Here is a 26349-nt window from a genome sequence, read left to right as displayed (position 1 = left end):
AAACTCAAGAGCACTGCTGGGCCTCTGGTTTACGCGTAATCGTTCACCACCATCGCGAGCAGGCTCTCTCCTACAGGTTCTGCGTTCACGGCGCGGAACTGATCAGAAACACAACCCGACTTTTAAGATTGACCCGGCAACTTTATTTCGTTTGCCCCGTAGCGCCGCTCACGGCTTAGATAAAAAGAAGCCCTCCTTCTTCCGAGCCGGTCATTCATGCGCAGCGAAACCATCAGCCAGTCGATCAACATCGTTCACCCTGTCACGCTCAGCCACGGCAAAAACGCCGAGGTCTGGGACACCGATGGCAAACGCTACATCGACTTCGTCGGTGGCATCGGCGTACTCAACCTCGGCCATTGCCATCCGCGCATCGTCGAGGCCATTCGCGAACAAGCCACCCGACTGACCCACTACGCGTTCAACGCTGCTCCCCATGTGCCTTACCTCGAGCTGATGGATCGCCTGAGCACGTTCATCCCGGTGGATTACCCGGTCAGCGGCATGCTCACCAACAGCGGCGCGGAAGCGGCGGAAAACGCCCTGAAGATCGTCCGTGGCGCCACCGGCCGTAGCGCGGTCATCGCCTTCGACGGCGCTTTCCACGGTCGCACACTGGCCACCCTCAACCTCAATGGCAAAGTCGCGCCGTACAAACAGAAAGTCGGCGTGCTGCCGGGGCCGGTGTTTCACCTGCCCTTCCCTAGCCAGGACAACGGTGTCACCTGTGCCGAGGCCCTCAAAGCCATGGAGCGCCTGTTCAGCGTCGAGATTGATGTCGAAGACGTCGCCTGTTTTATCGTCGAACCGGTGCAGGGCGAAGCGGGCTTCCTGGCCATGGAGGTCGAGTTCGCCCAGGCGCTGCGCAAGTTCTGCGACGACAAGGGCATTGTGCTGATTGCCGATGAAATCCAGTCCGGTTTCGGCCGTACCGGCCAGCGCTTCGCGTTCTCGCGACTGGGCATCGAGCCGGACCTGATCCTGCTCGGCAAAAGCATCGCCGGCGGTGTGCCGCTGGGTGCGGTGGTCGGGCGCAAGTCGCTGCTGGACAACTTGCCCAAGGGCGGACTCGGTGGCACTTACTCCGGCAACCCCATCGCCTGCGCAGCGGCACTGGCAACCCTGGACGAAATGACCGATGCCAACCTGCATGCCTGGGGCACCCAACAGGAAGAAGCGATTGTCGGCCGCCATGCAACCTGGCGCGCGAACAACCTGACGCCATACCTGGGACGCCTGACCGGCGTCGGCGCCATGCGGGGTATCGAGTTGATCAACGCCGATGGCTCGCCCGCACCGGCACAATTGACCCAACTGCTGGCTCTGGCGCGGGATGCGGGCCTGCTACTGATGCCCAGCGGAAAATCGCGGCACATCATTCGCTTGCTGGCGCCGTTGACCATCGAGGCTGCGGTACTGGAGGAAGGCCTGGATATCCTTGAGGCGTGCCTGGCAAAACTGATTTGAACGCACAATCCCTGTAGGAGCGAGCCTGCTCGCGATAGCGATTTTTCATTCAAGATTGATGTCGACTGAATCACCGCAATCGCGAGCAGGCTCGCTCCTACAAGGTCATCGCATTTTTCGAAGGCACAAAAAAACCGGCCGAAGCCGGTTTTTTCATTTCGACGAAAGCAGAATCAAGCGTTCTGCAGATTGTCGAGGTAACGCTCGGCATCCAGTGCCGCCATGCAACCGGCGCCAGCGGAGGTGATGGCCTGACGGTACACGTGATCAGCCACGTCACCGGCGGCGAAGATACCTTCGAGGTTGGTCGCAGTGGCGTTGCCGTCACGGCCGCCCTGCACAACCAGATAACCGTCTTTCAGGGTCAGTTGGCCTTCGAACAGCGAAGTGTTCGGGGTGTGGCCGATGGCGATGAACACGCCGTCGACTTTTACTTCGTCGAAGCTGCCGTCGTTGTTCTTCAGGCGGGCACCGGTCACGCCCATGTTGTCACCCAGCACTTCGTCCAGGGTCGCGTTCAGCTTCAGCTCGATCTTGCCTTCGGCAACACGGGCATTCAGCTTGTCGATCAGGATCTTCTCGGCGCGGAAGGTCTCGCGACGGTGGATCAGGGTGACCTTGCTGGCGATGTTGGCCAGGTACAGGGCTTCTTCAACAGCGGTGTTGCCGCCGCCGACCACAGCCACAGGCTTGTTGCGGTAGAAGAAACCGTCGCAGGTCGCGCAGGCCGAAACGCCTTTGCCCATGAAGGTTTCTTCCGATGGCAGGCCCAGGTAACGAGCGCTGGCGCCGGTGGCGATGATCAGTGCGTCGCAGGTGTAAGTCGCGCTGTCGCCGGTCAGGGTGTAAGGCTTGGCAGCGAAGTCCACGGCATTGATGTGATCGAAAACGATCTCGGTTTCAAAGCGCTCGGCGTGCTCGCGCATCCGCTCCATCAGCGCCGGGCCGGTCAGGCCGTGGACGTCGCCCGGCCAGTTGTCGACTTCGGTGGTGGTGGTCAATTGACCGCCGGCCTGCATGCCGGTGATCAGCAGTGGCTTGAGGTTGGCACGGGCGGCATAGACCGCGGCGCTGTAACCGGCAGGGCCGGAACCGAGAATAATCACTCGCGAATGACGGACTTCAGACATGACCTGCTCCTGTTGACCGGCCCGGAATCCCTGGCGCGGAACGCCGGATTGCCGGCTGGAATAAAAAAGAACGGTTGAAAGCACTTGGGGAAGGCTTGAACCCGACCGTCCTGTAAAAAGATTGGGTGCAGCGTATCGAGGGGGCGAAGATTAAGGAAATACGGTTTAACAATCCAGCTCATAGGTGGTCTCTATGCCATCTCGCCGATGATATCGACGTCTTTGTTACAGTGAATGTCGATACCACCATCGCGCTTTCGCCTGTGAAGCAAAGCCGGTAAGGTCGGCGCGTTTTCCCTCTGCACGGAGCCTCTTATGCCCGCCCCTGTTCTGTCCGGCCCGCAATACCTGCGCGAAGGCCTCAAGCTGGTGTTGAGCCCCAGCCTGCGTTTGTTTGTGCTGTTACCGCTGGCAATCAACCTGGTGCTGTTCGTCGGATTGATCTACCTGGCCGGCCATCAATTCAGCCTGTGGGTCAACACCTTGATGCCGTCCCTGCCCGACTGGCTGAGTTTTCTCAGCTACATCCTCTGGCCGCTGTTCGTGGTGCTCGTCGTGCTGATGGTGTTCTTCACCTTCACCATGCTCGCCAACGTCATTGCCGCGCCGTTCAATGGCTTCCTCGCGGAAAAAGTCGAAGTGGTGGTGCGCGGCACCGATGACTTCCCGGCCTTCAGCTGGGGCGAACTGATCGCCATGATTCCGCGCACCCTGGCCCGGGAGATGCGCAAGCTCGGCTATTTCCTGCCGCGGGCCATCGGGCTGTTCATCCTCTCGTTCATCCCGGTGGTGAACATCATCGCCGCGCCGCTGTGGCTGTTGTTCGGGGTGTGGATGATGGCAATCCAGTACATCGACTACCCGGCGGATAACCACAAACTGGGCTGGAACGAGATGCTCGCCTGGCTGCGCGCGAAGCGCTGGCAGAGCATGAGTTTCGGCGGCAGTGTTTATCTGGTGCTGCTGATTCCGGTGGTCAACATCCTGATGATGCCGGCCGCCGTGGCTGGCGCGACGCTGTTCTGGGTGCGTGAGCGCGGCGCGGAAAACCTGGTGACGCAGCGCTGAGCCATCAGCGCCGGTACCGCAGTCACAAATCCATCATCCTGACGTCACACTGACGACATGGCCCCAGCCGACACTCGGGTCATGACGACAGCTCTGCATATCACCCTGATCACCGAAACCTTCCCACCGGAAATCAACGGCGTGGCCAATACCCTGGGTCGCTTGTGCGATGGATTGCGCGCACGCGGGCATCAAGTGGAGCTGGTGCGACCGCGTCAGGGCTGCGACCAGCAGTTGGGCAGCGACGATGAGTTGCTGCTGTGCCGCGGCTGGCCACTACCGGGCTATCCCGGCCTGCAATGGGGTCAGTCGTCGATGCACAAACTGCTGCGGCGCTGGACGCGTCACCGCCCGGATGTGCTCTACATCGCCACCGAGGGCCCGCTGGGCCTCTCTGCGTTGCGTGCGGCACGGCGACTGGGAATTTCCGTGGTCAGCGGTTTCCACACCAATTTCCAGCAGTACTCCAACCAGTACGGGCTTGGTTTGCTCACGCGCCTGCTGACTCACTACCTGCGCTGGTTCCACAATCGTTCGACCATGACCCTGGTGCCCAGCGTCAGCCAGCGCCTGGAACTGGAGCGACGTCATTTCGAGCGGCTGGCGTTGCTGTCCCGTGGGGTCGACAGCGAATTGTTTCACCCGACCAAACGCTTGAATGCCCTGCGCGAGCAATGGGGACTGGCCGAGGTAGACATCGCCGTCATTCATGTCGGGCGCCTGGCCCCGGAAAAAAACCTTGGCCTGCTCAAACGCACTTTCAATACCCTCAAGGCGAGTTATCCCCAGCGCACGCTGAAACTGATCGTGGTCGGCGATGGCCCGCAGCGCCAGGAACTGGAAAACGAAATGCCCGAGGCGATTTTCTGCGGCGCGCAACGGGGTGAAGCCCTGGCCTGTCACTATGCCTCGGGCGACGTGTTTCTGTTTCCGAGCCTGACTGAAACCTTCGGCAATGTGGTGCTTGAAGCACTCGCTTCGGGGCTTGGCGTGGTGGCCTACGACCAGGCGGCAGCCGCCCAGCATATTCGTCATGGCTACAACGGCGTGCTGGCGATGCCGGGGGATGAAGAAGCGTTTTGCGATGCAGCGGCATGGCTGCTGGAGGAAAGGGAAGCCTTGCGCAATGTGCGGCTCAATGCGCGCCAGCATGCAAGTCGCCAGGGCTGGGCGACGATCATCGAACAGTTCGAGGGGCAGTTGCGCGGGGCGTGTGCTGGGGAGATGGTGGTGCCGAATGCACCCACCGTACCTTGAATCCTTGGTGTCATTGAGATTGCCATCGCCGGCAAGCCGGCGATGGCGTCGATGCAGACGCCGCTTAAACCAGCGTCATCAACGCCTCACGGCTGAACGGCAGAATGTCTTCCTCACGGCCGTCGCGCACTTTTTGCGCCCAGTCCGGGTCCACCAGCAAGGCACGACCGACCGCCACCAGGTCGAACTCATCGTTGTTCAAGCGCTCCAGCAGTCTCTCCAGGCTGGCGGGCTGCGCGACCTTGTCGGTATTAACCATGAACTGCAGGAACTCGCCATCCAGGCCGACGCTGCCCACGGTGATGGTTGGCTTGCCGGTGAGTTGGCGGGTCCAGCCGGCCAGGTTCAACTCGGAACCATCGAACTCCGGCTCCCAGAAGCGGCGGGTCGAGCAGTGGAAAATATCCACGCCCGCGTCGGCCAACGGCTTGAGGAACTCGCCCAAGGCTTCCGGGGTTTGCACCAGACGTGCGGTGTAGTCCTGCTGCTTCCACTGGGAGAAACGGAAGATGATCGGGAAACCTTCACCGACCGCGGCACGCACGGCCTGAATCAATTCAATGGCGAAGCGCGAACGATTGGCCAGGCTGCCGCCGTATTCGTCGGTACGCTGGTTGCTGCCTTCCCAGAAGAACTGGTCCACCAGGTAACCGTGGGCGCCGTGAATTTCCACGCCGTCCATGCCGATGCTCTGGGCATCCTTGGCGGCCTGGGCGAATGCGGCGATCACGTCCTGGATGTCTTGTCTGCTCATGCCGTGCACCACGACCTGACCTTCCTTCACTTTTTCTGACGGGCCATAACCCGGCACGCTGGCGTCTGGCTCGGTGCCGATACGGCGCACGCTGCCCACGTGCCACAGCTGCGGAACGATCTTGCCGCCTTCGGCGTGAACGGCGTCGACGACTTTCTTCCAGCCGGCCAGGGCCGCTTCACCGTAGAAATGCGGAACGTTCGGATAGCCGTTGGATGCCTTGTGACCGACGGTGGTGCCTTCGGTGATGATCAGGCCAACGCCCGCAGCGGCGCGACGACGGTAGTATTCGATCACTTTGGAATTAGGCACGCCGCCCGGGGAAAAGGAACGGGTCATCGGCGCCATGACAACGCGGGTCGGCAGTTCGAGGGTGCCGAGGTGGAACGGTTTGAACAGGGCTTTGACGGGCATGGGACGCTCCACGGGAAGTAATTTTATGACGGCGATAATATGGAGAGTCTGACGCCTTGAACAGCATTATTGATCAGCGTGATTAAGGGTCAAAAGGCAGGAGTACTGTAGGAGCAGCCGGTCGACGCTCGACTGCTCGCGATGTTCGTCAACGATAACGTAGCAAGCCAGACACACCGCGGCGCTCTCAGGTTCATCGCGAGCAGGCTCGCTCCTACAGGGGGGAATCAGCTCAGCGCTTTTTCAATCGCATGAACGATGGTCGGATCATCCGGTGCCGTGCGTGGCGAGAACCGAGCCAGTACACGGCCGTCCTTGCCCAGCAGGAACTTCTCGAAGTTCCAGGTGATGTCGCCGGGAAATTCCGCGCCCTCGCCCGCCAGCAAGCGGTACAACTGATGACGGTCATGCCCGTTGACTTCCAGCTTGCTGGACAACGGAAAGGTCACGCCATAGTTGAGGCTGCAGAAATCCTTGATCTCTTGTTCGGTGCCCGGTTCCTGCCCCGCAAACTGGTTGCACGGCAAGCCCAGGACGCTGAAGCCCTTGGCCTTGAATTGCTGGTAGAGGTTTTCCAGCGCCGCGTACTGCGGGGTCAGGCCGCATTTGGAGGCGACGTTGACCACCAATACGACTTGGCCTTTGAAAGGCGCCAGAGGTAGCTCCTGTCCATCCAGGGCTGTCAATTTAAGGTCGTGAAAAGCACTCATGGCGTACTCCAGATTCCCGTGTTCTTCTCGAAACAGCCACTTGGCGGTGTCGTCAGGGACGGCCGCAGACTAAAAAGGCGCCCACAGGGCGCCTCTCCAGTTATCTGAGCTTAGCGCAGAAATCAGTGGTGATGGCCACCTTCGCCATGGACGTGGCCATGAGCGATTTCTTCCTGGCTGGCGTCACGGATGTCGATGATCTTGACCTGGAAATTCAGGCGTTGACCAGCCAACGGGTGGTTGCCGTCAACGGTAACGTCGTCGCCGTCCAGATCACGGATGGTCACGATCTGCATCTGGCCGTCCGGAGCGGAAGCGTGGAACTGCATGCCCACTTCCAGTTCGTCGACGCCTTCGAACATGCTGCGGCTCAGGGTGCTGACCAGTTCAGCAGCGTATTCGCCGTAAGCGTCTTCAGGTTCTACGGCTACAGTCAGCTCGTCGCCGACAGCCTTGCCTTCCAGAGCCTTTTCCAGGCCCGGGATGATGTTGCCTGCGCCTTGCAGGTAGACCAGCGGCGCGCCGCCGGCGGAGCTGTCGATGACCTCACCAGCGTCGTTGGTCAGGGTATAGTCGATGGAGACAGCCTTATTGGCGGCGATCAGCATGGGGCGAGACCTTTTGCATAAGAAGATTGAAAGGCCAAGTTTAGCGAAGCAATCGTCCGAAAGCGAACACAACCCGGACAGACGGGATTCGACGATCACAGGCTTCCACCAGGACGAGGACGGACACTGGGTGGCCGAGCTTTCCTGCGGCCACACCCAGCACCTGCGGCACCAGCCGCCCTGGCAATCCCGCGCTTGGGTCATGGACTCTGCGCAGCGCCAGGAAAAAATAGGCCAACCCTTTGCCTGCGGTTGGTGCGCACAAGGCTCGGTTAGCGATAACCTTGGCGACTGAATTTCGGTAGTTGGCCAGATATAGGCTTTCACCATTGCCATGCACCTTTAGAGAATCCGCATGCAAACTTTTTTTATCGCGCCCACCGATTTTGGTGTGGGTCTGACCTCCATCAGCCTCGGGCTGGTGCGTACCCTTGAGCGGGCCGGGCTCAAGGTCGGCTTTTTCAAGCCGATTGCCCAACCGCATCCGGGCGACACCGGCCCGGAACGTTCCACCGAGCTGGTGGCGCGCACTCACGGTTTGAAACCGCCCCAGCCACTGGGTCTGGCCCATGTCGAGCGCATGCTCGGCGACGGCCAGCTCGATGAGTTGCTCGAAGAAATCATCGCCCTTTATCAGCAGGCGGCCATCGGCAAGGACGTGCTGATCGTCGAAGGCATGGTGCCGACCCGCAGCGCCAGTTACGCCGCGCGGGTCAACCTGCACCTGGCCAAGAGCCTCGACGCCGAGGTGATCCTGGTCTCGGCGCCGGAAAACGAAGTGCTGACCGAACTCTCCGGCCGCGTCGAATTGCAGGCGCAATTGTTCGGCGGCCCGAAAGACCCGAAAGTCCTCGGTGTGATCCTCAACAAGGTCAAGACCGAGGAAAGCATGGAGGCCTTCGCCACGCGCCTGAAGGAGCATTCGCCGTTGCTGCGCAGCGGTGATTTCCGCTTGCTCGGCTGCATTCCGTTCCAGCCGGAACTGAACGCCCCGCGCACCCGCGACGTCGCCGACCTGATGGGCGCGCAAGTGCTCAACGCCGGTGATTACGAAACCCGGCGCATGACCAAAATCATCATTTGCGCCCGCACCATGCGCAACACCGTGGAGCTGCTCAAGCCCGGCGTGCTGGTGGTGACCCCCGGCGACCGCGACGACATCATCCTCGCCGTCAGCCTCGCGGCTTTGAACGGCGTGCCGCTGGCCGGCCTGCTGCTGACCAGCGACACCCTGCCCGACCCACGCATCATGGACCTGTGCCGCGGCGCCCTGCAGGCCGGGTTGCCGGTGCTGTCGGTGAGCACCGGCTCCTATGACACCGCCAACCTGCTCAATGGCCTGAACAAGGAAATCCCCATCGACGACCGCGAGCGCGCAGAAATCATCACCGATTTCATCGCCGGTCATCTCGACGCCAACTGGTTGCATCAGCGCTGCGGCACGCCACGGGAGATGCGCCTGTCGCCAGCGGTTTTCCGCTATCAATTGATCCAGCGCGCCCAGGCGGCCAACAAGCGCATCGTCCTGCCCGAAGGCAGCGAGCCGCTGACCGTGCAGGCCGCCGCGATCTGCCAGGCCCGAGGCATCGCTCGCTGTGTGTTGCTGGCCAAGCCCGAGGACGTGCAAGCCGTCGCCCGCGCCCAGGGCATCGAGTTGCCACCGGGCCTGGAAATCATCGATCCGGACTTGATCCGCGAACGCTATGTCGAGCCCATGGTCGCGCTACGCAAAAGCAAAAGCCTTAACGCGCCGATGGCCGAGCAACAACTGGAAGACACCGTGGTGATCGGCACCATGATGCTGGCCCTGGATGAAGTCGACGGCCTCGTGTCGGGCGTGATCAACACCACCGCCAACACCATCCGCCCGGCCCTGCAGCTGATTAAAACCGCGCCGGGCTGCACCCTGGTGTCGTCGGTGTTCTTCATGCTGTTCCCGGAAGAGGTGCTCGTCTACGGCGACTGCGTGATGAACCCGCACCCGAGTGCCAGCGAACTGGCCGAGATCGCCCTGCAAAGCGCTGATTCGGCCTCCGCCTTCGGCATCACGCCACGGGTGGCGATGATCAGCTACTCCAGCGGCGAGTCGGCCAGCGGCGAAGAAGTCGAGAAGGTCCGCGAGGCGACCCTGCTCGCCCATGAACAACAGCACTCGCTGCTGATCGACGGCCCCTTGCAGTACGACGCCGCCGCCAACGAAAGCGTGGCCCGGCAATTGGCGCCGAACAGTCAGGTGGCCGGTCGTGCCACGGTGTACGTGTTCCCCGACCTCAACACCGGCAACACCACGCACAAGGCCGTACAGCGCAGCGCCGACTGCGTCAGCCTCGGGCCGATGCTGCAAGGCTTGCGCAAACCGGTGAATGATTTACCGCGCGGCGCGCAGGTCGATGACATCGTCTACACCATCGCGTTGACCGCGATTCAAGCTGCCAACCGACCTATGGATGTGTAAATGCTGGACTTCCTACCTGCTCCGCTGCGGGGCGTGATCGCCTCGCTGCTGTTGGCACTGAACACGATTCTTCTCTGCTCGTTCCTGTTCTGCGTGGCGCTCGTCAAGGTACTGCCGTTCGCCCTCACCCAGCGCCTCGCGGGCTGGCTGATGAGTCATACCCACGAAGCCTGGATCAGCCTCAACAAAGGCTGGATGAACCTGGTGCGCCGCACGCGCTGGCACATCAGCGGCCTGCAAGGTCTCGACTATCAGCACTCGTACCTGATCACCAGCAACCACCAGAGCTGGGTCGACATCTTGGTACTGCAATATGTGCTCAACCGGCGCATTCAACCGCTGAAGTTCTTTCTCAAGCAGGAGCTGATCTGGGTCCCGGTGATCGGTCTGGCCTGGTGGGCACTGGGCTTTCCATTCATGAAACGCTACTCCAAGGCCTATCTGGAGAAGCACCCGGAGAAGAAAGGCAAGGACCTGGAAACCACCCGCAAGACCTGTGCGAAATTCCGCGACAACCCGGTGGGTATTTTCAACTTCGTCGAAGGCACACGCTTCACCGAGGGCAAGCACAAGCAACAACAGTCACCCTTCAAGTACCTGCTCAAGCCCAAGGCCGGCGGCATTGCCTTTGTGCTGGATGCGATGGGCGAGCAGCTTGAATCCCTGGTCAACGTGACCATCCACTACCCAGCCGGGCGTCCTGGTTTTTGGGATTTGTTGTGCGGGAACGTTGCGGACGTCGTGGTGCACCTTGAAGAGCTGAAGATTCCGCCGCAGTTCATTGGCAAGAACTACGACCAGGACGGCGAATACCGCCTGCAGTTTCAGGGCTGGATCAACCAGTTGTGGCAGGACAAGGATGCGTTGCTGGAACAGATGCATCGCGAGTATCCAGCGAAGTCTTGAGGTGCCTGTACCGGCCTCTTCGCGGGCAAGCCCGCTCCCACAGGATTCGCGTCGTATACAAATGGCATGAACAACCCAAAAACTGTGGGAGCGGCGGTGCGGCGATCCGACTTGCCCGCGAAAGCGTCGGAACAGACACAAAAAAGCCCGCAGACAATCACTTGTCTGCGGGCTTTTCCTTGCAGCTTGAAGCTAGAAGCTTGTCGCTGCTATTGCCTTAGATCGCCCCACGCTCACGCAGCAGACCCAGCACTTGCTTGACGCTTTCCTCCAGCGACACGGACTGGGTGTCGATCACCAGGTCGGCATCCAGCGGCACGTCGTACGGGAAGGACTCGCCCGGGATGTTATCCCCGGCCGCCGCGTACAAACCTTGCGGATCACGCTCGGCGCAGACCGTCGGCGAAGCCTGGACGTAGACCGTCAGCAGACGCTCCTTGCCGATCAGTTCCCGGGCTTGTTCACGGCCTTCGGCATTCGGGGCAACGAACGCAGCGAGGGTCAGCAGACCGGCCTCGTTGAACTGACGCGCGACGTGGGCGGCACGACGCCAGTTCTCGGTACGCCCGGCGCGATCCTGTGGCAGACCTTTGTTCAGATCGTGACGCAGGTTCTGGCCATCGAGTACGAACACCGCGCGACCCAGGTCGAACAACTTGCGTTCAACCGCATACGCCAGGGTGCTTTTGCCCGCGCCCGACAAGCCGCTGAACAACACGGTGGCAGGTTGCTGGCCGAAGCGCTGTGCGCGTTCTTCGGTGGCGACGTGAGCCAGTTTGCCGTGGTGCGTGCTGGTGCCATGGGCCAAAGGCTGGGCGACGATCATGCCCGCGCCAACGGTGCCGTTGGTCAAGCGGTCGATGATGATGAAGGCGCCGGTGGTGCGGTTGCTGTCGTAACCGTCGAGGGCAATCGGCGCATCGAGCGCGATCTTGACCTTGCCGATTTCGTTCAGCTGCAACGCGCTGGCCGGACCCTCTTCCAGGGTGTTCACGTCGACCTTGTTGACGATGCTGGCGATGGAGCCCGGCACGTAACTGGTGGCGCGTTTGATGTCGTATTTCTTGCCCGGCAGCATCGGCTCTTCAGCCATCCATACCAGCATCGCTTCGAAGCTGTCGGTCACCGGCGGCACGTTGTCGGCGTGAACCAACAGATCGCCACGGGAGATGTCGATTTCGTCTTCCATGGTCAGCGTGACTGCCTGACCAGGACCTGCGTGCTCCAGTTCACCTTCGAAGGTGACGATGGACTTCACCCGGCTGCTCTTGCCCGACGGCAGCACGACGACTTCGTCGCCTTTCTTGACGATGCCGCTGGCCAGCGTACCGGCGAAGCCACGGAAGTTCAGGTTCGGACGGTTGACGTACTGCACCGGGAAACGCAGGTCGGTGAAGTTGCGATCGCCCGCCACTTCCACGGTCTCGAGGATTTCCATCAGCGACTGGCCGGTGTACCACGGCGAACGCTCGGACTTGTTCACCACGTTGTCGCCCTTCAAAGCCGACATCGGCACGAAGTGCATGCTGGTCGGCTTGAGCTTCAGGCCTTCAGCGAACTGCAGGTAGTCGGCCTTGATCGACTCGAACACGCCCTGGTCGAAGTCCTTGAGGTCCATCTTGTTGATGGCAACAACGATGTGCTTGATGCCCAGCAGCGAGGCGATGAAGCTGTGGCGACGAGTCTGGGTCTGCACACCGTAACGGGCGTCGACCAGGATGATCGCCAGGTCACAGGTGGAGGCACCGGTGGCCATGTTGCGGGTGTACTGCTCATGGCCCGGGGTGTCGGCGATGATGAATTTGCGCTTGGCGGTGGAGAAATAGCGGTACGCGACATCGATGGTGATGCCTTGCTCACGCTCGGCCTGCAGGCCGTCGACCAGCAATGCCAGGTCGATGTCTTCACCGGTGGTGCCGACTTTTTTCGAGTCGCGGGTAATGGCTTCCAGGTGATCTTCGTAGATCATCTTGGAGTCGTGCAGCAGGCGCCCGATCAGGGTGCTCTTGCCGTCGTCGACGTTACCGCAGGTCAGAAAGCGCAGCAGCTCTTTACGTTCGTGCTGGCCCAGGTAGGCGAGGATGTCCTCGCTGATCAAATCAGATTGGTGGCTCATTGCATTCAAGCTCCAAGCTGTAAGCTTCAAGCGGCAAGCTTGTCGGCGTACAGCTAGTCAGAAATTTTATTGATCAACCCGCTAAGCATTTTTGAAAGCTCGCGAGATTCTGAAATCCAAAGTGCCGCCAACGGTTCTCTGATGTAACCAATTTCACTGCCAATGATTATCTGTGTCCGCAGCTCCCCGCAGGAGGCCTTAGCTATCGACAGAAACCGACATTTTTCTTCTGCAGTGAAACGTTCCATTCCCTCGGCAATATTGCTGGGAATCGAAAGCCCTGAACGAGTGATCTGACTTCTAAAGGCCAGATCACTGCACTCAGCCAGTTCCTTGTAGAGGTTGACTGCCAATGCTTTGGCTCTTTGCCAAACAATCAGTTTCTCGAAATCCATTTCGAAACCCGCTTTTGATTCGCTTGCAGCTTGCCGCTTGAAGCTTGCAACTGCTTCTTAGAAATAACCCTGACGTTTTTTGTCTTCCATCGAGCCGGCGCCATCGTGGTCGATGACACGGCCCTGGCGCTCGGAAGTTCGCGTCAGGAGCATTTCCTGAATGATGTCCGTGAGGCTTTCGGCCTCGGACTCCACCGCGCCCGTCAACGGGTAGCAACCAAGGGTACGGAAACGCACTTTCTTTTTGACGATGCGCGCTTTGTCTTCATCGCTCAGGTGCTCGAGGATGCGCTCGTCGTCGATCATGATCAGCGTGCCGTTCTTCTCGATGACTTCACGCTCGGCGGCGAAGTACAGCGGAACGATCGGGATGCCTTCAAGGTAGATGTACTGCCAGATGTCCAGCTCGGTCCAGTTCGACAGCGGGAAGACGCGGATCGACTCGCCCTTGTTGACCTTGCCGTTGTAGACGTTCCACAGCTCGGGACGCTGGTTTTTCGGATCCCAGCGGTGCTTGCTGTCGCGGAACGAGTACACTCGCTCTTTCGCGCGGGATTTCTCTTCATCGCGACGGGCGCCGCCGAATGCTGCGTCGAAACCATACTTGTCGAGTGCCTGCTTCAGGCCCTCGGTCTTCATGATGTCGGTGTGCTTGGCGCTGCCGTGGGTGAACGGGTTGATGTCCTGCGCCACGCCGTCCGGGTTGACGTGGGTGATCAGGTCGAGGCCCAGCTCGGCGACCATCTTGTCGCGGAAGCTGTACATCTCCTTGAATTTCCAGCGAGTGTCGACGTGCATCACCGGAAACGGCAGCTTGCCCGGGAAGAACGCCTTGCGTGCCAGATGCAGCATCACGGCGGAGTCTTTACCGATGGAGTACAGCATCACCGGGTTGTCGAACTCGGCGGCCACCTCGCGGATGATGTGGATGCTTTCCGCCTCCAGCTGTTTCAGATGCGTCAGTTTGTCGACCATGGCTACTCACGAAGGCTTTCTTATGAACGGCCAGCGGGCCGTGTTCGAGCGGGGATCCTAGCACAGCGACCTCTTCTAATCAGGACACCAACTAGATCGAAAGAGCATATGAATATGCCTGCCCGTTTGGGCATCGCAGACCCTTTGTGGGAGCGGGCTTGCTCGCGAAGGCGGTGGATCAGTCAGCATCAGGTTGAATGACACGCCGCCTTCGTCGGAACGCCGCCCGGAGCAAGCCCGCTCCCACATTTTGATCGATGGTGTACCTCAAATCGGATTCGGGCAATCGATGAAGATGTGCTCCAGCGCAAACCGACGGGCCAGATAATCCCCCAGCGCCTGAACGCCGTAGCGCTCGGTCGCATGGTGACCGGCGGCGATGAAGCTGATGTCGTTTTCCCGGGCGCTGTGGAAGGTTTGCTCGGAGGCCTCGCCGCTGAGGTACAGATCGACGCCTGCCAGAATGGCTTGATCGATGTAACCCTGGCCACCACCGGTGCACCAGCCGACGCGGCGGATCATGGCATTGCCTTCGATCAACAGCGGCTCACGCCCCATCACTTCCTGGACGCGGCGAGCGAAATCCCGGGGCATCATCGGCTCATTCAGCGAGCCAACCAGGCCGACAATCTTCAGGTTGTCCGGGTCCAGTGGGCCTTCGACGGTGATGTCGAGCTGCCGTGCGAGCTGCACGTTATTGCCGACGTCCGGGTGCAGGTCCAGCGGCAGGTGATAGGACAACAGGCTGATATCGTGCTTGAGCAGGGTCTTCAAGCGGCGCTGCTTCATGCCGGTGATGCACGGGTTCTCGCCTTTCCAGAAGTAGCCGTGATGCACCAACACCAGGTCGGCATTGGCTTCCACGGCCGCATCGAGCAAGGCCTGGCTGGCGGTGACGCCGCTGACAATGCGCATCACTTGCGGCCGCCCCTCGACCTGCAGGCCGTTGGGGCAGTAATCAGCGATTCTGGCGCTGTTGAGGTAGCGGTCGGCTTCTTCGACCAGGGTGCACAGGGCGACGGCCATAAAAGACTCCTAAATATCCCGTTCAGAGGCGCGTGCGGCCTCGTATAATGCGCGTCATTATGAGCGGTCTCATACCGCCTGCAACTCTCTCAGGAACTGCTTAATGCTCAAGGCGCTGCGTTTTTCCGGCTGGCCGCTGTTGGCCGGCGTGCTTGTCGCTCTTTTGATAATCCAGCGTTACCCGCAGTGGGTCGGGCTCCCGAGCCTCGACGTCAATCTGCAACAAGCGCCGCAAACCACCAGCATGCAGCAGGGCCCGGTGTCTTATGCCGAAGCGGTATCCACCGCGGCGCCGTCGGTGGTGAACCTGTACACCACCAAAGTCATCAACAAACCCAACCATCCGTTGTTCGAAGATCCGCAGTTCCGTCGCTTCTTCGGCGATAATTCGCCCAAGCAGAAACGTATGGAGTCGAGCCTCGGTTCCGGCGTGATCATGAGCCCGGAAGGCTACATCCTGACCAACAACCACGTGACCAGCGGTGCCGACCAGATCGTGGTGGCCCTCAAGGACGGCCGGGAAACCCTGGCACGGGTGATCGGCAGCGACCCGGAGACTGACCTCGCGGTTCTGAAAATCGACCTGAAAAACCTGCCATCGATCACCGTGGGGCGTTCCGACAACATCCGCATCGGCGACGTTGCATTGGCCATCGGCAACCCGTTCGGCGTCGGCCAGACTGTGACCATGGGCATCATCAGCGCCACCGGGCGCAACCAACTGGGCCTGAACAACTACGAAGACTTCATCCAGACCGATGCGGCGATCAACCCCGGCAACTCAGGTGGTGCGCTGGTGGATGCCATCGGCAACCTGACCGGCATCAACACGGCAATCTTTTCCAAGTCCGGGGGCTCCCAGGGCATTGGTTTCGCGATCCCGGTGAAGCTGGCGATGGAAGTGATGAAGTCGATCATCGAGCACGGCCAGGTGATTCGTGGCTGGCTGGGTATCGAAGTGCAGCCGCTGACCCAGGAACTGGCCGAGTCGTTCGGTTTGTCCGGACGCCCTGGCATTGTCGTGGCGGGGATTTTCCGCGATGGTCCGGCACAGAAGGCCGGCCTGCAACTGGGTGATGTGATTCTTTCCATCGATGGCGAACCGGCCGGTGATGGCCGTCGCTCGATGAATCAGGTGGCGCGGATCAAGCCGACCGACAAGGTCGCGATCCAGGTGATGCGCAACGGCAAGGAGCTCAAACTGACGGCGGAAGTCGGCCTGCGCCCACCGCCGGCTCCGGTCAAGGATAAAGAAGAAGAGTAAGCGGCTAATACAAACCCTTGTAGGAGCGAGCTTGCTCGCGCCTACAGGGGGCAGCGGTGGTTTACAGGTCGCCGAGGCCGTCGATCAGCGCCTGATTCTGCTCTGGCGTGCCGATGGAGATCCGCAGGAACTGGGCGATCCGCTCCTGCTTGAAGTGCCGGACGATCACGCCTTGCTCGCGCAACTTCGCCGCAAGCCCCGCCGCATCGTGCTGGGGGTGACGGGCGAAAATGAAGTTCGCCGCCGATGGCAGCACTTCAAAACCCTTCTCCTTTAGCTGTGCAACGACCTTCTCGCGATTCTCGATCACCAACGCGCAGGTCTTGTCGAAATACTCGCGATCGTCGAACGCTGCGGCAGCGCCGACATTCGCCATACGATCCAGCGGATAGGAGTTGAAGCTGTTCTTGATCCGCTCCAGCGCCTCGATCAGGTCCGGATGCCCCACCGCCAGGCCTACCCGCAGACCGGCCAGGGAACGGGACTTGGACAGGGTCTGGGTCACCAGCAGGTTCGGATAGCGGTCCACCAGGGTGATTGCCGTCTCGCCGCCGAAGTCGATGTAGGCCTCGTCGACCACCACCACCGAATCCGGGCTGGCCTTGAGAATCTGCTCCACCGCCTCCAGCGCCAACAGGCAGCCGGTCGGTGCGTTCGGGTTAGGGAAGATGATCCCGCCGTTCGGTTTGGCGTAGTCCGCCGGGTTGATCTGGAATTGCTCGTCCAGCGGCACCGCGTCGAAGGTGATGCCGTACAACCCGCAGTAGACCGGGTAAAAGCTGTAGCTGATGTCCGGGAACAGCAGCGGCTGATCGTGCTGCAGCAAACCGTGGAAGATGTGCGCCAGCACTTCATCGGAACCGTTGCCGAGGAACACCTGATTGCTCTGTACGCCGTAGTACCTGGCAACGGCTTGCTTGAGCAGGTCGCTGTTCGGGTCCGGGTACAGGCGCAGATTGTCATTGAGTTCGGTTTGCATCGCAGCCAAGGCTTTCGGCGATGGACCGTACGGGTTTTCGTTGGTGTTGAGCTTCACCAGTTTCGCCAGTTTCGGCTGTTCGCCCGGCACGTAAGGCACCAGATTCTTGACGAACGGGCTCCAGAATTTACTCATGCTCACTCCCCCTGCTCTTCATTAAAGAGCTCGTCAACGATGCGATATTCGGCACTGCGAGCGTGGGCGGTCAGCGACTCGCCACGGGCCAGCACGGAAGCGGTCTTGCCCAGTACGGACGCGCCCTGCTCAGAGCAGAAGATGATCGACGAACGCTTCTGGAAGTCGTACACACCCAGCGGCGAAGAGAAGCGCGCAGTACCGGAAGTCGGCAATACGTGGTTAGGACCTGCGCAGTAGTCGCCCAGGGCTTCGGAAGTGTGACGCCCCATGAAGATCGCGCCGGCGTGGCGGATTTTCGGCAGCCAGGCCTGTGGATCGGCAACGGACAATTCGAGGTGCTCCGGCGCGATGCGGTTGGCCACTTCGATGGCTTGCTCCATGTCGCGAACCTTGATCAGTGCACCACGGCCATTGATCGAGGTTTCGATGATCGCGGCGCGCTCCATGGTCGGCATCAGCTTGGCGATGCTGGCGGCGACCTTGTCGAGGAACTCGGCGTCGGGGCTGACAAGAATCGCCTGGGCGTCTTCGTCGTGCTCGGCCTGGGAGAACAGGTCCATGGCGATCCAGTCCGGATCGGTCTGGCCGTCGCACACCACGAGGATCTCGGAGGGACCGGCGATCATATCGATACCGACCTGGCCAAACACGTGGCGCTTGGCGGTGGCGACATAAATGTTGCCCGGACCGACGACCTTGTCGACCTTCGGCACGCTTTCGGTGCCGTAAGCCAACGCAGCAACGGCTTGAGCGCCACCGATGGTGAACACGCGGTCGACACCGGCGATGCAAGCAGCGGCCAGCACCAGCTCGTTGATTTCACCCCGCGGGGTCGGTACCACCATGACCACTTCGGTGACGCCGGCGACCTTGGCCGGAATCGCGTTCATCAATACCGACGACGGGTACGATGCCTTGCCGCCTGGCACATATAGACCGGCGCGATCCAGCGGCGTGACTTTCTGGCCCAGCACGGTGCCGTCGGCCTCGGTGTAGCTCCAGGAATCCTGCTTCTGTTTTTCGTGGTAGCTGCGCACACGAGCCGCAGCGACTTCCAGGGCTTCACGCTGAGGCACGGAGATGCGGGTGAGCGCCAGTTCCAGACGCTCGCGCGGCAGGATCAGGTCGGCCATGGACTTCACGTCCAGGCCGTCGAACTGGCGGGTAAAGTCCACCAGTGCCGCGTCGCCACGCTCACGCACGGCCTTGATGATGTCCAGCACCCGCTGATTGACCGAGTCGTCAGACACACTTTCCCAGCTCAGCAGATGATCCAGATGATGCGCGAAATCCGGGTCAGCAGCGTTGAGTCGGCGAATTGCAGTCGGTGCGGTCATAGCGAGAGCCTCATAGGAATGGCAAAAACTCAGGCGCCCTAACTTAGCAGTCGTTTCCGCTTGGGCACCTGAGAATTCTGGCTATGAGGCGGATAGACGGGCGCGACTTAACGTCGCGCAGGTGAATCAGCCGCGGTGTCGAGACTCCACTGCCTTGCGCAAGGTGTCGATCAACGCCTGGATACGGGCGTGCTGCATCTTCATCGAAGCTTTGTTGACGATCAGCCGGGAGCTGATGGCAGCAATGAAATCCTGTGGCTCCAGGCCGTTGGCCCGCAGCGTGTTACCGGTGTCGACCACGTCGATGATCTTGTCGGCAAGGCCGATCAGCGGTGCCAGCTCCATCGAGCCGTACAGCTTGATGATGTCGACCTGACGACCCTGTTCGGCGTAATAACGCTTGGCAACGTTGACGAACTTGGTGGCGATGCGCAGGCGACCCTTGGGCTCGACCGCACCGACCTTGCCGGCCGTCATCAACTTGCACTGGGCAATTTGCAGGTCCAGTGGCTCGTACAGGCCCTGGCCGCCATATTCCATCAGCACATCTTTACCGGCGACACCGAGGTCGGCAGCACCATGTTCGACATAGGTCGGCACATCGGTAGCACGCACGATCAGCAGGCGTACATCTTCCTGGGTCGTGGGAATGATCAGCTTGCGGCTCTTGTCCGGATTCTCGGTCGGCACGATGCCCGCTTCAGCCAGAAGCGGCAGGGTGTCGTCAAGGATGCGGCCCTTGGACAGTGCGATGGTCAACATGGGAAACGTCAGTCCTTATCAAGGTACTCATGCCCGGTCGCAAATGGCGCCGGACACACATCGAGCCGAAAACGGCTCGACTTCAACAAATCAACGGGCATGTCCTTATGCCCATGCAGCAGGTACTAGCCCGGAACGCGACGGATCTTGGCGCCCAGCATCTGCAGTTTTTCTTCGATGCACTCGTAGCCACGGTCTATGTGGTAGATGCGGTCGATCAGCGTGTCGCCGTCGGCGACCAGGGCCGAGATCACCAGGCTGGCCGAAGCACGCAGGTCGGTCGCCATCACTGGCGCGCCCTTGAGTTTTTCGGTGCCGGTGACGATGGCGGTGTTGCCTTCAACCTGGATCTTGGCACCCATGCGGTGCAGTTCGTAGACGTGCATGAAGCGGTTTTCGAAGATCGTCTCGATCACAGCACCGGTGCCTTCGGCAATGGCGTTGAGGGAGATGAACTGCGCCTGCATGTCGGTCGGGAACGCCGGGTACGGAGCGGTCCGCACATTGACGGCTTTCGGACGCTTGCCGTGCATGTTCAGCTCGATCCAGTCTTCGCCGCAGGTGATTTCGGCACCGGACTCACGGAGTTTTTCCAGAACGGCTTCGAGGATGGTCGGATCGGTATCCTTGACCTTCACGCGACCACCGGTCACCGCCGCCGCCACCAGGTAGGTGCCGGTTTCGATACGGTCGGGCATTACTTTATAAGTAGTGGTGTGCAGTCGCTCGACGCCATCGATGGTGATGGTATCGGTACCGGCGCCGGAAACCTTGGCACCCATGGCGTTCAGGAAGTTCGCCAGGTCGACCACTTCAGGCTCGCGAGCGGCGTTTTGCAGGACGCTGCGGCCTTTTGCCAGGGCCGCGGCCATCATGATGTTTTCGGTACCGGTCACGCTGACGGTGTCGAAGAAGAAGTGCGCGCCGCGCAGGCCGCCTTCAGGCGCCTTGGCCTTGATGTAGCCGCCTTCGACGTCGATGACTGCGCCCATGGCTTCCAGGCCACGGATGTGCAGGTCAACTGGACGCGAACCGATGGCGCAACCGCCAGGCAAGGCGACTTCGGCTTCACCGAAACGGGCAACCATCGGACCGAGCACCAGAATCGACGCACGCATGGTTTTAACCAGTTCGTACGGTGCGACCAGGGTCTTGATGGTGCGCGGGTCGATTTCGACGGAGAGTTTCTCGTCGATCACAGGCTCAATGCCCATGCGCCCGAACAGCTCGATCATGGTGGTGATGTCGTGCAGGTGCGGCAGGTTGGCCACGGTCACCGGGCCATCGCACAGCAAAGTGGCGGCCAGGATCGGCAGGGCAGAGTTCTTTGCCCCGGAGATGCGGATTTCGCCGTCAAGACGAGCACCACCAGTAATAATCAATTTATCCATAAGAATCTCGACGCCCTTGGGCTCAGGTGCGCTCGGCCCAGGCCGCGCTGCTGAAAAATTTCATAGTGACCGCATGGATGCTGCCATCGGTGATCCACGGGTTCAAATGGGCATAGACCTGCTGCTGACGCTTGACCGGGCTCAATGCCGCCAGTTCATCGCTAATCACGTTCAGCTGGAAATTGCAGCCTTCGCCCTCGACTTCTACTTTCGTTCCGGGCAGCTTTCCTTCAAGAAAGCTCTTAACTTCGTTGGCCTGCATGCTCAACCTCAATCGGCGCCCTGTGCGCGCGGGTCGGACATCATACAAAAAAGCCCCGCGCCTGCGAACCCCGCCAAGCAGGACTCGGACGGGGGGCTTGTTCATAGATGCGGGTTAGGGATGCGCCAACAGCTCGGTCAGCTCACTGACCTGAGCGATTTCACGCATGTCTTCCGGCATCCCGTGGATGCTCAGGGCCTTGCCGGCCGCCTGTGCATCGCGGATAAAGCACAGCAGCAACGACAAACCGACACTGCTGGACTTGGTCACCGCCGAGCAATCGACCACCAGCGCCGCAGCCTTGCTGGCCTTGATCAGCGCCTTGCCCTGCTCGCGCAGGCCAGGGCCGGTGCGGTAATCCAGCACACCACTGAGTCGCAGCTCGCCCGCTTCGTCCATCTGGACTGCCGACTCACTCATTGGGCTGACTGCTCTGGCTTCTTGTCGGTGGCTTCCTTGGCCTTGGCGACTTCCCCGGCCCAACCATTGATGGTCTTGTCCAGGTCGTTGCCATTGCGCTGCATCGCATCGGCGAACTGATCGCGGAACAGCTTGCCAATGTTGATGCCGTTGATGATGACGTTACGCAGTTTCCACTCGCCGTTGATCTTTTCCAGCGTGTAGGACACTGGGTAGATCGCGCCGCTGCTGCCCTTGACGGTCATGCCAACGCTGGTACGGTCGCCCGACTCGTCTTTGGCCGGTTCAACGGTGATGCCCTGGTTGTTGTACTCAAGCAAGGCATTGCCATAGAACTGGAACAGGCCCTTCTTGAAGTTTACTTCGAAGGTTTTCATCTGCGCAGGCGTAGCTTTCTTCGAGTATTTGACCGTCATGATGCTCTTGGAAATACCCTCGGCATCCACAACCGGCCCGACGATGTTGTCCAGCGCCGTATAGAAGTCCTGCGGGTCCTGCTTGTACTTCTCTTTGTTTGCCGCCAGGTCCGCGAGCATACGGTTGGTTGTGTCCTGCACCAGATCGTGCGCCGAAGGCGCCGCTACGGCATGGGACACCAACGGAAACACCGCGAGCATTACCAACAGGCCACGTCGCAAGGTAGAGATCATTTAACTGTTCCTCATTTAGCTTCTTTGCTAACGGTATTGAGCAGGAATTTACCGATCAGGTCTTCGAGCACCAGCGATGACTGCGTGTCATGGATGGTTCCACCATCCTTGAGCAGGGTGTCTTCCCCGCCCACGCTGATACCGATGTACTTCTCGCCCAACAGGCCAGCAGTCAGGATAGATGCAGTGGAGTCCGCCGGCAGATTATCGATGCGTTTTTCCAGCTGCATGGTCACCCGACCGGTGAAACTGTCGCGATCCAGATCGATGGCCGTGACCTTGCCGATGGTCACACCGGCCATGGTCACCTTTGCTCTGACCGTCAAACCGGCGATATTGTCGAAGTAGGCGTAAAGTTTATATGTGTCGGTGCTCGGAGTCGGGGACAGGCCACTGACCCGCAACGCCAACAGGAGCAAAGCCAGGATGCCAGCCAGCAAGAAAAGGCCGACACCGATTTCCAGGGTGCGGTTTTGCATCAGAAATCTCCAAACATCAAGGCGGTCAGAATAAAGTCCAGGCCGAGTACTGCCAACGAGGCATACACAACGGTCTTGGTAGTGGCACGACTGATCCCCTCGGAAGTGGGTTCGCAGTCATAGCCTTGGAATACGGCGATCCAGGTCACCACAAAGGCAAAGACAATGCTTTTGACGATCCCGTTGAGCACGTCATCGGTGAACGTCACACTGTTCTGCATGTTCGACCAGTAGGAACCTTCGTAGACTCCCAGCCAGTCGACCGCCACCCACGAGCCGCCCCAGATCCCCACCACGCTGAAAATCATCGCCAGCACCGGCAGGGAAATGAAACCGGCCCACAAGCGTGGCGCGATGATGTACTTGAGCGGGTCGACCCCGATCATTTCCAGGCTGGACAACTGCTCGGTGGACTTCATGTTGCCGATTTCGGCGGTCAACGCCGAACCTGCGCGCCCGGCGAACAGCAAGGCGGTCACCACCGGCCCAAGTTCACGCAGCAGCGTCAGGGCAACCATCTGCCCGACAGCCTGTTCTGAACCATAGCTGGAAAGAATGTTGAAGCCCTGCAGCGCCAGCACCATGCCGATGAACACCCCGGAGACCACGATGATCACCAGGGACATCACGCCCACCGAATGCAACTGCTTGACCAGCAGCCCGAAACCGCCACCGATGCCGCCCCGACCAAGCAAGGCATGGAACAGGAACAAGCTCGAACGCCCGAACACCGCCAACACATCGATGCCGGCCTGGCCGAAGCGACGAACGCGTTCTATCAATGAAATTCTGCGCATCAGCGCTTCCCCAGAAGATCTGCGCGGTAATCCGTCGCTGGAAAGTGGTACGGAACCGGGCCGTCGGGTTCACCGGTCATGAACTGGCGAATGCGCGGTTCATCCGAGTTCATCAATTCGTCCGGCGTACCCTGCCCCAACACCTGACCATCGCCCACCACATAAATGTAATCGGCAATGCTCGCGGTCTCGGCCAGGTCGTGGGATACCACGATGCTGGTGATGCCCAGCGCATCGTTGAGCAACCGGATGAGCCGCACCAGAACGCCCATTGCGATGGGGTCCTGGCCGACAAAGGGCTCGTCGTACATGAGGATCTGCGGGTCGAGCGCAATCGCCCGAGCCAGCGCAACACGGCGTTTCATGCCGCCGGAAAGCTCGTCGGGCATCAGTTCGATGGCTCCGCGCAAGCCCACGGCCTGCAGTTTGAGCAGAACGATGTCGCGGATCATCTCTTCCGGCAGTTGCGTATGAACCCGTAGCGGAAACGCGACGTTCTCGAAAACATCGAGGTCGGTAAACAGTGCGCCGCTCTGAAACAGCACGCCCATATGCTTGCGCGCATCGAACAGGTCGCTGCGCGACAGCTTCGGCAGGTTCTGACCGTTGACCCAGACTTCGCCCTTGGTGGGCCGCAACTGGGCGCCCATCAGACGCAAGAGCGTGGTCTTGCCACACCCGGAAGGCCCCATGATGCCGGTGACCTTGCCGCGCGGGATACGGATATCGACATTATTGAAAATGCTGCGCGCACCGCGCTTGAAGGACAGTCCCTTCAGCTCGACCGCGTAGGCGTTATCGGCACTCATCTAAACTCCTTGCGATGCAGCCTCTCACTCGGACGCCTGGCTTTCTCACGAAAGCACATACCTCCCGGGCAGGCCGAACTGGCGGCGAACTATATCACTGCAAAGGCTGCGCGCCCAAGACCAAAGCCAGGTCATGTTCAACTGCATCACAGGTAGAAAGCCCCGTTTAGAAGGTTTCCGGCAACAAGGATGACAATGCGCTACGAACAAGCGTGAGGGATTCGATCATAACCGCTATAATCGCCGCCTTTTCATCAGGCTATACGATTTCTGACATGAGCCAATCCAGCGACCTGATTCAATCAGCACAACGCACCATCCGCCTCGAGGTAGAAGCCGTGCAAGGCCTGCTACCCCATATCGACGCAGATTTCGTACGCGCTTGCGAGATGATTCTGGCCAGCAAAGGTCGCGTGGTCGTGGTCGGCATGGGCAAGTCGGGGCACATCGGCAACAAGATTGCCGCGACCCTGGCCAGCACCGGCACCACGGCGTTTTTTGTGCATCCGGCTGAAGCCAGCCACGGTGACATGGGCATGATTACCCGCGACGACATCATTCTGGCGCTCTCGAATTCGGGCTCCACCAATGAAATCGTGACCCTGCTGCCACTGATCAAGCGCCTGGGCATTCAGTTGATCAGCGTGACCGGCAACCCTGACTCGCCGCTGGCCAAGGCCGCCGAGGTCAACCTGAATGTTCACGTCGAGCACGAAGCCTGTCCGTTGAACCTCGCCCCCACCTCGTCGACCACTGCCGCCCTGGTCATGGGCGACGCCTTGGCTGTCGCGCTGCTGGAAGCCCGTGGCTTTACCGCCGAAGACTTCGCATTTTCCCATCCCGGCGGCGCCCTGGGCCGACGCCTGCTGCTGAAGGTGGAAAATGTCATGCACGCAGGGCAAGAGTTGCCGCAAGTACAGCGCGGCACCCTGCTGAAGGACGCGCTAATGGAAATGACCCGCAAAGGCCTGGGCATGACCGTGATCCTGGAAGCCGATGGAAAGCTGGCCGGGATCTTTACCGACGGCGACTTGCGTCGCACGCTGGACCGTAGCATCGACATCCATAGCGCCACCATCGACCAGGTCATGACTGCACACGGCAAGACTGCCCGCGCCGAGATGCTCGCCGCCGAAGCGCTGAAAATCATGGAAGATCATAAAATCAACGCGCTGGTCGTGGTCGACCGCGAAGACCGCCCGGTCGGTGCCTTGAACATGCACGACTTGCTGCGTGCAGGAGTAATGTAATGAGTGCGGACCTGCTGCAACGCGGCAAACAGATCAAGCTGGCGGTGTTCGATGTCGATGGCGTGCTGACCGATGGGCGCCTGTACTTCCTCGAAGACGGCAGCGAATTCAAGACGTTCAACACCCTCGACGGCCAGGGCATCAAGATGCTGATGGCTGCCGGCGTGCAGACGGCCATCATCAGTGGCCGCAAGACCCCGGTGGTCGAACGGAGAGCCAGAAATCTCGGAATCCCGCATCTGTATCAGGGACGCGAAGACAAACTGGTGGTACTCGACGAGCTACTGGCCCAACTCAACCTGAGCTATGAACAGGTGGCCTACCTCGGCGATGACCTGCCGGACCTGCCGGTGATTCGCCGCGTCGGCCTGGGCATGGCGGTGGCCAATGCCGCCAGCTTCGTGCGTGAACACGCTCACGGCATCACCCTCGCCCGTGGCGGTGAAGGTGCCGCTCGCGAATTCTGCGAATTGATCCTGCGCGCCCAGGACCGCCTCGACGCGGCCAATGCGGCGTACCTGTGAGCCCAT

27 protein-coding genes are annotated in these 26349 nt (G+C 60.3%); 9 read left to right on the top strand and 18 right to left on the bottom strand.

Annotation, left to right across the window (positions count from 1 at the left end; all coding sequences use genetic code 11):
* Positions 1-216: 216 nt before the first annotated feature.
* A complete protein-coding gene (locus tag VC35_RS11535; RefSeq protein ID WP_046040088.1) occupies positions 217-1467 on the top strand; it encodes a 2-aminoadipate transaminase in 1251 nt (416 codons plus the stop codon).
* Positions 1468-1640: 173 nt separating this feature from the next.
* Here VC35_RS11535 and trxB read toward each other — a convergent pair whose 3' ends face one another.
* Positions 1641-2597 (bottom strand): thioredoxin-disulfide reductase, encoded by a 957-nt coding sequence (gene trxB / locus VC35_RS11530; protein ID WP_046040086.1) that lies wholly within the window; start codon positions 2595-2597, stop codon positions 1641-1643.
* Between the two features lie 315 nt (positions 2598-2912).
* Between trxB and cysZ the strand changes: the two genes are divergently transcribed.
* The gene (gene cysZ / locus VC35_RS11525; protein ID WP_046040085.1) at positions 2913-3665 is read left to right on the top strand and encodes a sulfate transporter CysZ; all 753 of its coding nucleotides are present in this window, start codon (positions 2913-2915) and stop codon (positions 3663-3665) included.
* Positions 3666-3722: 57 nt separating this feature from the next.
* A complete protein-coding gene (locus VC35_RS11520; protein WP_046040084.1) occupies positions 3723-4922 on the top strand; it encodes a glycosyltransferase family 4 protein in 1200 nt (399 codons plus the stop codon).
* A gap of 64 nt (positions 4923-4986) precedes the next feature.
* On the opposite strand, the gene VC35_RS11515 is transcribed toward VC35_RS11520, so the two are convergent.
* From VC35_RS11515 to VC35_RS11505, 3 genes are all read right to left on the bottom strand, one after another.
* Positions 4987-6090, bottom strand: coding sequence for an NADH:flavin oxidoreductase (locus tag VC35_RS11515; protein WP_046040082.1), 1104 nt, complete (start codon positions 6088-6090; stop codon positions 4987-4989).
* A 227-nt stretch (positions 6091-6317) separates the two neighbouring features.
* A complete protein-coding gene (locus tag VC35_RS11510) occupies positions 6318-6800 on the bottom strand; it encodes a glutathione peroxidase (protein WP_046040079.1) in 483 nt (160 codons plus the stop codon).
* Positions 6801-6922: 122 nt separating this feature from the next.
* Entirely contained in the window at positions 6923-7408 is a 486-nt protein-coding gene (locus tag VC35_RS11505) for an FKBP-type peptidyl-prolyl cis-trans isomerase (RefSeq protein ID WP_007901600.1), read from the bottom strand.
* Here VC35_RS11505 and VC35_RS11500 point away from each other — a divergent pair.
* The 3 genes from VC35_RS11500 to VC35_RS11490 are packed head-to-tail and all read left to right on the top strand — an operon-like array spanning position 7377 to position 10769.
* Complete coding sequence (locus VC35_RS11500) at positions 7377-7703, top strand: DUF3565 domain-containing protein (RefSeq protein WP_046040076.1); 327 nt, start codon at positions 7377-7379, stop codon at positions 7701-7703. The genes VC35_RS11505 and VC35_RS11500 overlap by 32 nt on opposite strands.
* A 60-nt stretch (positions 7704-7763) precedes the next feature.
* Positions 7764-9863: a phosphate acetyltransferase gene (pta, locus tag VC35_RS11495; protein ID WP_046040075.1), complete on the top strand. Its 2100-nt coding sequence runs from the start codon at positions 7764-7766 to the stop codon at positions 9861-9863.
* Complete coding sequence (locus tag VC35_RS11490) at positions 9864-10769, top strand: acyltransferase (RefSeq protein WP_046040074.1); 906 nt, start codon at positions 9864-9866, stop codon at positions 10767-10769.
* A gap of 217 nt (positions 10770-10986) precedes the next feature.
* Here the strand turns inward: VC35_RS11490 and cysN are convergent, their stop codons facing one another.
* From cysN to VC35_RS11470, 4 genes are all read right to left on the bottom strand, one after another.
* The gene (cysN, locus tag VC35_RS11485) at positions 10987-12885 is read right to left on the bottom strand and encodes a sulfate adenylyltransferase subunit CysN (protein ID WP_046040073.1); all 1899 of its coding nucleotides are present in this window, start codon (positions 12883-12885) and stop codon (positions 10987-10989) included.
* Between the two features lie 53 nt (positions 12886-12938).
* Positions 12939-13280 carry a four helix bundle protein gene (locus VC35_RS11480; protein WP_046040072.1) on the bottom strand — a complete coding sequence of 114 codons (342 nt, stop codon included), beginning with the start codon at positions 13278-13280 and terminating at the stop codon, positions 12939-12941.
* Between the two features lie 57 nt (positions 13281-13337).
* A complete protein-coding gene (gene cysD / locus VC35_RS11475) occupies positions 13338-14255 on the bottom strand; it encodes a sulfate adenylyltransferase subunit CysD (RefSeq protein ID WP_008046199.1) in 918 nt (305 codons plus the stop codon).
* A 267-nt stretch (positions 14256-14522) separates the two neighbouring features.
* Positions 14523-15281: a Nif3-like dinuclear metal center hexameric protein gene (locus VC35_RS11470; protein ID WP_046040070.1), complete on the bottom strand. Its 759-nt coding sequence runs from the start codon at positions 15279-15281 to the stop codon at positions 14523-14525.
* Positions 15282-15384: 103 nt separating this feature from the next.
* On the opposite strand from VC35_RS11470, the gene algW reads away from it, so the two are divergent.
* Positions 15385-16545 carry a Do family serine endopeptidase AlgW gene (algW, locus tag VC35_RS11465; RefSeq protein WP_046040068.1) on the top strand — a complete coding sequence of 387 codons (1161 nt, stop codon included), beginning with the start codon at positions 15385-15387 and terminating at the stop codon, positions 16543-16545.
* Between the two features lie 61 nt (positions 16546-16606).
* On the opposite strand, the gene hisC is transcribed toward algW, so the two are convergent.
* The 10 genes from hisC to VC35_RS11415 all read right to left on the bottom strand — a co-directional run bounded on the left by hisC (position 16607) and on the right by VC35_RS11415 (position 24569).
* Entirely contained in the window at positions 16607-17659 is a 1053-nt protein-coding gene (hisC, locus tag VC35_RS11460; protein ID WP_046040066.1) for a histidinol-phosphate transaminase, read from the bottom strand.
* 2 nt (positions 17660-17661) lie between these two features.
* Positions 17662-18999: a histidinol dehydrogenase gene (gene hisD / locus VC35_RS11455; RefSeq protein ID WP_046040064.1), complete on the bottom strand. Its 1338-nt coding sequence runs from the start codon at positions 18997-18999 to the stop codon at positions 17662-17664.
* A gap of 126 nt (positions 19000-19125) precedes the next feature.
* Entirely contained in the window at positions 19126-19761 is a 636-nt protein-coding gene (gene hisG / locus VC35_RS11450) for an ATP phosphoribosyltransferase (protein WP_008018703.1), read from the bottom strand.
* Between the two features lie 125 nt (positions 19762-19886).
* Positions 19887-21152, bottom strand: coding sequence for a UDP-N-acetylglucosamine 1-carboxyvinyltransferase (gene murA, locus VC35_RS11445; protein ID WP_046040062.1), 1266 nt, complete (start codon positions 21150-21152; stop codon positions 19887-19889).
* A gap of 22 nt (positions 21153-21174) precedes the next feature.
* The gene (locus VC35_RS11440) at positions 21175-21414 is read right to left on the bottom strand and encodes a BolA family protein (protein ID WP_020796650.1); all 240 of its coding nucleotides are present in this window, start codon (positions 21412-21414) and stop codon (positions 21175-21177) included.
* A gap of 114 nt (positions 21415-21528) precedes the next feature.
* Entirely contained in the window at positions 21529-21834 is a 306-nt protein-coding gene (locus VC35_RS11435) for an STAS domain-containing protein (RefSeq protein ID WP_046040055.1), read from the bottom strand.
* Complete coding sequence (locus VC35_RS11430; protein ID WP_046040052.1) at positions 21831-22484, bottom strand: MlaC/ttg2D family ABC transporter substrate-binding protein; 654 nt, start codon at positions 22482-22484, stop codon at positions 21831-21833. Before VC35_RS11430 ends, VC35_RS11435 begins: the two co-directional genes overlap by 4 nt.
* 11 nt (positions 22485-22495) lie before the next feature.
* On the bottom strand, positions 22496-22963 hold the full coding sequence (mlaD, locus tag VC35_RS11425) for an outer membrane lipid asymmetry maintenance protein MlaD (RefSeq protein ID WP_007970271.1): 468 nt from the start codon (positions 22961-22963) through the stop codon (positions 22496-22498).
* Positions 22963-23760, bottom strand: coding sequence for a lipid asymmetry maintenance ABC transporter permease subunit MlaE (gene mlaE / locus VC35_RS11420; protein ID WP_046040051.1), 798 nt, complete (start codon positions 23758-23760; stop codon positions 22963-22965). Before mlaE ends, mlaD begins: the two co-directional genes overlap by 1 nt.
* On the bottom strand, positions 23760-24569 hold the full coding sequence (locus VC35_RS11415; protein ID WP_008001295.1) for an ATP-binding cassette domain-containing protein: 810 nt from the start codon (positions 24567-24569) through the stop codon (positions 23760-23762). The genes mlaE and VC35_RS11415 overlap by 1 nt, the downstream gene beginning before the upstream one ends.
* 275 nt (positions 24570-24844) lie before the next feature.
* Here VC35_RS11415 and VC35_RS11410 point away from each other — a divergent pair, with 275 nt between their 5' ends.
* Both VC35_RS11410 and VC35_RS11405 read left to right on the top strand, forming a co-directional pair.
* Complete coding sequence (locus VC35_RS11410) at positions 24845-25819, top strand: KpsF/GutQ family sugar-phosphate isomerase (protein WP_008046161.1); 975 nt, start codon at positions 24845-24847, stop codon at positions 25817-25819.
* A complete protein-coding gene (locus VC35_RS11405; RefSeq protein WP_007970265.1) occupies positions 25819-26343 on the top strand; it encodes a KdsC family phosphatase in 525 nt (174 codons plus the stop codon). Before VC35_RS11410 ends, VC35_RS11405 begins: the two co-directional genes overlap by 1 nt.
* Positions 26344-26349 lie beyond the last annotated feature (6 nt).

This window comes from Pseudomonas fluorescens (assembly GCF_000967965.1).
Lineage (GTDB): Bacteria > Pseudomonadota > Gammaproteobacteria > Pseudomonadales > Pseudomonadaceae > Aquipseudomonas > Aquipseudomonas grandcourensis.
The sequence above is the reverse complement of the archived record's forward strand: the minus strand, read 5'-3'. Positions and strand labels throughout refer to the sequence as shown.